This is a genomic window from Edaphobacter sp., assembly GCF_035532915.1.
GTDB lineage: Bacteria > Acidobacteriota > Terriglobia > Terriglobales > Acidobacteriaceae > Edaphobacter.
This window is the reverse complement of the sequence record NZ_DATKQC010000040.1, coordinates 1-4,756: the sequence shown is the minus strand read 5'-3', so window position 1 is coordinate 4,756 and position 4,756 is coordinate 1. Positions and strand designations below refer to the sequence as shown.

Sequence of the window (4,756 nt, the reverse complement as noted above, 5' to 3'; positions counted from 1 at the left end):
GATCCCAGAAGCATGCGCATAAATTAAACCTTCTAATGTTTGCTTGGCATAATCAAGGGCTTCATCTTGCTCAAGCCAGGTAGAGCTTCGTACATGTCTTCTGAGTGTCGCTTCTAACGTCTCTCCATCGACATATTCCATCACGAGAAAACCTTCACCACCAAGCTCGAAAACTTCAAAAACCTGGACGATGTTTTTGTGACCTTTCAACTTAATGATGCTATCGGCTTCCTGTCTCAGTGCAACGATATTGTCGGCTCCCCGTGTTGACAACCGCTTAATCGCCACATCCCTAGATTCTTGTTTGTCAGTCGCCCGCCATACGGTACCGAAGCCGCCGGAACCGCAGGGTTCAGATATGACATAACGATCTTTAAGCTCTAGGCCCTTTTTGAGAAAGAGGGGGACTACCGGCGCGGGAACCATAGGCATCGAGGACATGAGAAGAATTGTAATGCGACTTTGCAATTCCTGTTTTACAAGTTATCGCCCACGGGGGTCGACGGCGGGGTAGAAGAAACATCGCGGAATTCAAGGACGGAATGAGCGTGAAAACCTTCGACACTGTATTCTTGTCCCGCGACTTTGTAACCGATTTCAGGAGCTCTTCAATGCGTCTTTTCGCCAGCCTCTTCTGTACCTTTCTCCTCTCTGCTGCTCCCGCCTTTGGCCAGACGCAGCTTGCCGCGACGCCACCGATGGGGTGGAATAGCTGGAACCATTTCGCCAACCATGTGACCGATGCCGATGTTCGCTCGGCTGCGGATGAGCTGGTGAGTACAGGGATGCGCGATGCAGGCTATGTCTACGTCAATGTCGATGACACCTGGCAGGGCGAGCGCGATGCGCAGGGTGTTCTGCATACGAACGATCGCTTTCCCGATATGAAGGCACTGGCGGATTATGTTCACTCCAAGGGGCTGAAGTTTGGGATCTACTCTGGGCCGGGAGAGAAGACCTGCGGCGGCTACGCGGGCAGTCTTGGTCATGAGGCGCAGGATGCGAAGATGTATGCGGCGTGGGGAGTCGATTTTCTGAAGTACGATCTTTGCTCGTTTCAGGACAATATGCACAAGGTGGAGGCCGAGCATCCGAACGATCCAGAGGCAGCGAATAAGTTGATGATCGCTGCCTATCGAAAGATGGGCGATGCGCTGAAGGCTACCGGGCGACCGATTGTGTATAGCCTTTGCCAGTATGGTGTGGACCAGCCGTGGAAGTGGGGTCCGGGACTGGGCGCCAATATGTGGCGGACTACCGACGACATCAACGACTCTTATGGGCGCATGATCGCGATTGGGTTCAGCCAGGCAGGGCTGTCGAAGTATGCGGGCCCGGGGCATTGGAACGATCCGGACATGCTGGAGATCGGCAACGGCAAGATGAGTTATGACGAATACAAGACCCACATGAGCCTGTGGGTGATTCTTGCCGCGCCTCTGCTTGCGGGCAATGATCTGAGCAAGATGACCGATGCGGACAAGAGCCTTTTGATGAACAAGGACGCCATCGCCATCGATCAGGACTCGCTGGGCAAGCAGGGCGACCGCCTGTATGAGAGCGGCGATCTGGATGTGTGGACCAAGCCGCTGAGCGGCGGACGCGTGGCGGTGGGGTTGTTCAACCGAAGCTGGAGCGTTCGCGATGTCTCGGTCGATCTGGCCGCGATTGGATTTCGAAGCGGCGGTAACGTGCGCGATGTCTGGGAGAAGAAAGACCTGGGGCATCGCTCAGGGAATGTCGTCAGACGGCTGCCTAAACATGGAGCGGCGCTGCTGATCGTCAGCAGATAAGCAGTAATGGGACGAGTGCGTTGAAGTTAAGCCTGTGCCATCGGCGCGAACGATCTGCGCCGTATGGCAAGGGCGAAGAGGGCGAAGAGGCCGACGAAGCCTGTGCCTAAAAGGACCACGGTGCCGGGTTCGGGTACGGCTGACGGCGGGGTGGACTCCGGCGTAATGGTGAGGGTGTAGTAGAAATCGGGGGCATCGAAGCTATACAGGTTGAATGTTCCGGTCTTGAAGGTAGGCGCAGCCGAGGAGCCGGAGTAGAGCAGCGGCCCAAAGAGGGTGATGCTGTCATTATTCGTCAGGCCAATGTCAACACCCGGGCCAACTCTCTGACTGAGAAACTGAGCACCTTCGTCGTAAGTGACGTTATTGACAGTGATGATGGCAGGAATGACGAAACCGGAGTCAGTTCCGCAGCAACCTGGAACTACCGACACGTTCGTCGGCGATGCGGGCAGAGAGAAGCTGATCGTGCTGGTGTCCCCCGTGAAGACGAAGTCGTCGATGGTGTCGGCACGGGCGACGAGAGGAAGGGTGACTGCAAGGAGGGCGAGGGGAAGGAGTAGCTTACGCATGGCGGAATCTCCTTAGTTGATAAAAGGGTGCTACCGCGCGGGGGCATCGTCAAGTAAACGTCCTGCAACAATACGGTGAGGCTCCGTTTAGTTTGCGTGGTTGAGGCTGGTCTTGACGATGGAGGCCTTGTGCTCCTTCTGGTCTTCATCGAGGATGATGAGCTTGCGGCCGTCGATGGCATATTTCAGCTCGGCGCCCACGGTTACATTCGCTGGCTTCGACCAGGGGAAGAGCAGCTTCTCGCGGGCGATGTAGGTCTTCTCCGGGCCTTCGATGGTGTAGACCTCATAGGTGTCGGTGTTGTCCGTAGTTGTGGCGGTGGTGTTCTGCGAGTAGTTGGTCTTGCCGTTGCTGTTGGTTTTTTTCTGGGAGTCGGTGTTGTAGTGGGTGGTGCTGCCGTCAGTGACCTTCTGCTGCTCCGTATCGAGCAGTTTGCCACTCTGCCAGTTGCGTGCAGCGGCAAAGGCCATGGTGCCGCATAGAAGGACTGCGACGAAGAGTTTAGGACTGTAAGCGATTCGTATCATGCTGCTCTCCACGTTAGTGATCTGCATCCGAAGATGGGCCGTGCGCTGGAATGGGGAGAGTGTGCGCGTGATGATGATGCTATTTCTACAGGGCTGCTGGCAAGTGGTTTATTTGGCGCCGCAAATTGACATTCGAATAATGGCGCGGCAATTTATCTATTACGCTACTGTCATGAACCTGATGCGTGGATCTATGCTTCCGAAATTATTTGCCGCTGCCTTGATGACAGTAGTGGCTGCGTCGACGTTGCAAGCTGCTGGGGTGGCTGATCGCGCCTCGCTGGTCAATCCGCTGGTGGGAACGGCGAACGGCGGCAATGTATTTCCCGGCGCAACGATGCCGTTTGGGATGGTGCAGTTCAGCCCGGAGGCGACGCCGGTGAACCTGAAGCGGATGATTGCGGCACCCGGAGGCTATGAGTATCGCGCGAACAGGATACGCGGCTTCAGCCTGACCAATGTGGAGGGTTGGGGATGCGCGGGCGGCTCGGGCGATGTGCCGCTGATGCCGATTACGGAGGCTGTCGAGGGGTCGCCGTCGGTTGATTTTCGCCATGCCTACTCGGCTGGGTTCAGCCATGCGGACGAGAAGGCGGAGCCGGGCTCGTATCAGGTGAAGTTGGACAACGGGGTAGAGGTGGAGTTGGCGGCGGCGACGCGGATGGGCGTTGCGACGTTCAATTTTCCTGAGGGTAAACCGGCGCGCGTGCTGGTGCGGACGTCGGACTCGGAGGTTGGCTCTACCGCGGCGCAGACGAAGATTGATGCTGCGACGGGAACTGTTACGGGATCGGTGAGGAGTGGCAACTTCTGCGGGTATATCGGCACGGAAGACCGGAGGCCGTACTACACGCTCCACTTTGTGGCGCGGTTCGACCGGCCTGTGACCGAGACGGGTGCGTGGAAGGATGACAAGGTCAACCGGGGAGCGACGACGTCCGAAGGCGGCACAGGATTTGGGCCGAAGGGATTTCCTGAGGCGGGCCATGGCTCTGGCGTGTGGCTGGGCTTTGGCACGGGCGGTACGGTTCGAGTGCGGATTGGGATCTCGTATGTCAGTGAGGCAAATGCCGAGGCAAATCTTGAGGCGGAGAGTCGCGACGGCGAGACCTATGAACAGGTGGCGGCGAGTGCTCGGGCAGCATGGAACAAGCGCCTGAATCAGATCGAGACCGAAGGCGGCACGGAGGAGCAGCGGATCGTCTTTACGACGGCGCTCTATCACGCGCTGATGACGCCGACTACCTATAGCGACGCGAACGGCGAGTACATGGGCATGGATGAGAAGGTGCATCGCGTGGTCGCGCCGCAGAGCGTGCAGTATGCGAATTTCTCGGGATGGGATGTGTACCGGTCGCAGTTTCAATTGCTGACATGGCTGGATGCGAAACAAGGGAGCGATATTGCGCAGAGCCTGTACAACCAGTCGCAGCAGGATGGCGGACGGTGGGACCGATGGACGCATCTGGGCGGGGCGACGCATGTGATGAACGGCGATCCGGCGGCAGCGGCAGTTGCTGACATATGGGCGTTTGGCGGCCGCAATTTTGACGCCAAGGGTGCGCTGGCTTCGCTGGTGCGGGCGGCAGATGTTCCGACCAAGGAGGACCTGAGCCATGATGGCTGCCCGGTGGAGTGCGTGGGTCAGCGGCCGGGACTCAATCAGTGGCTGAAGCTGCACTACATTCCTGTGGGCGCTCCTGCGTGGGGACCGGCGGCGGACACGCTGGAGGATGTCACGGCGGAGTTTGGTATCTCGGCGCTTGCCGGACATCTGGGCGACGAAGGTTTGCGCCAGCGATTCGCGGTGAGAGCGCAGTACTGGAAAAATATCTGGAACCCGAACGCGGCACCCGACGGCGG

5 protein-coding genes are annotated in these 4,756 nt (G+C 57.9%); 2 read left to right on the top strand and 3 right to left on the bottom strand.

Translation table 11 applies throughout. The features are described 5' to 3' along the window. On the bottom strand, positions 1-441 hold a 441-nt coding region (locus VMU57_RS01865), incomplete at its 3' end, for a protein kinase domain-containing protein (RefSeq protein ID WP_325380220.1). A gap of 170 nt (positions 442-611) precedes the next feature. Between VMU57_RS01865 and VMU57_RS01860 the strand changes: the two genes are divergently transcribed. Continuing rightward, positions 612-1,793: a glycoside hydrolase family 27 protein gene (locus VMU57_RS01860; protein ID WP_325380218.1), complete on the top strand. Its 1,182-nt coding sequence runs from the start codon at positions 612-614 to the stop codon at positions 1,791-1,793. A gap of 26 nt (positions 1,794-1,819) precedes the next feature. Here VMU57_RS01860 and VMU57_RS01855 read toward each other — a convergent pair whose 3' ends face one another. Continuing rightward, complete coding sequence (locus VMU57_RS01855) at positions 1,820-2,365, bottom strand: hypothetical protein (protein ID WP_325380216.1); 546 nt, start codon at positions 2,363-2,365, stop codon at positions 1,820-1,822. 87 nt (positions 2,366-2,452) lie between these two features. Beyond that, the gene (locus VMU57_RS01850; RefSeq protein WP_325380214.1) at positions 2,453-2,893 is read right to left on the bottom strand and encodes a hypothetical protein; all 441 of its coding nucleotides are present in this window, start codon (positions 2,891-2,893) and stop codon (positions 2,453-2,455) included. 193 nt (positions 2,894-3,086) lie between these two features. On the opposite strand from VMU57_RS01850, the gene VMU57_RS01845 reads away from it, so the two are divergent. Then, positions 3,087-4,756: GH92 family glycosyl hydrolase (locus VMU57_RS01845; protein WP_325380212.1), on the top strand; the 1,670-nt coding region annotated here is incomplete at its 3' end.

Coding starts and splice junctions, on each gene's coding strand:
- VMU57_RS01850 (WP_325380214.1), bottom strand. CDS start 2,893: ATGATACGAATCGCTTACAGTCCTAAACTCTTCGTCGCAGTCCTTCTA.
- VMU57_RS01860 (WP_325380218.1), top strand. CDS start 612: ATGCGTCTTTTCGCCAGCCTCTTCTGTACCTTTCTCCTCTCTGCTGCT.
- VMU57_RS01855 (WP_325380216.1), bottom strand. CDS start 2,365: ATGCGTAAGCTACTCCTTCCCCTCGCCCTCCTTGCAGTCACCCTTCCT.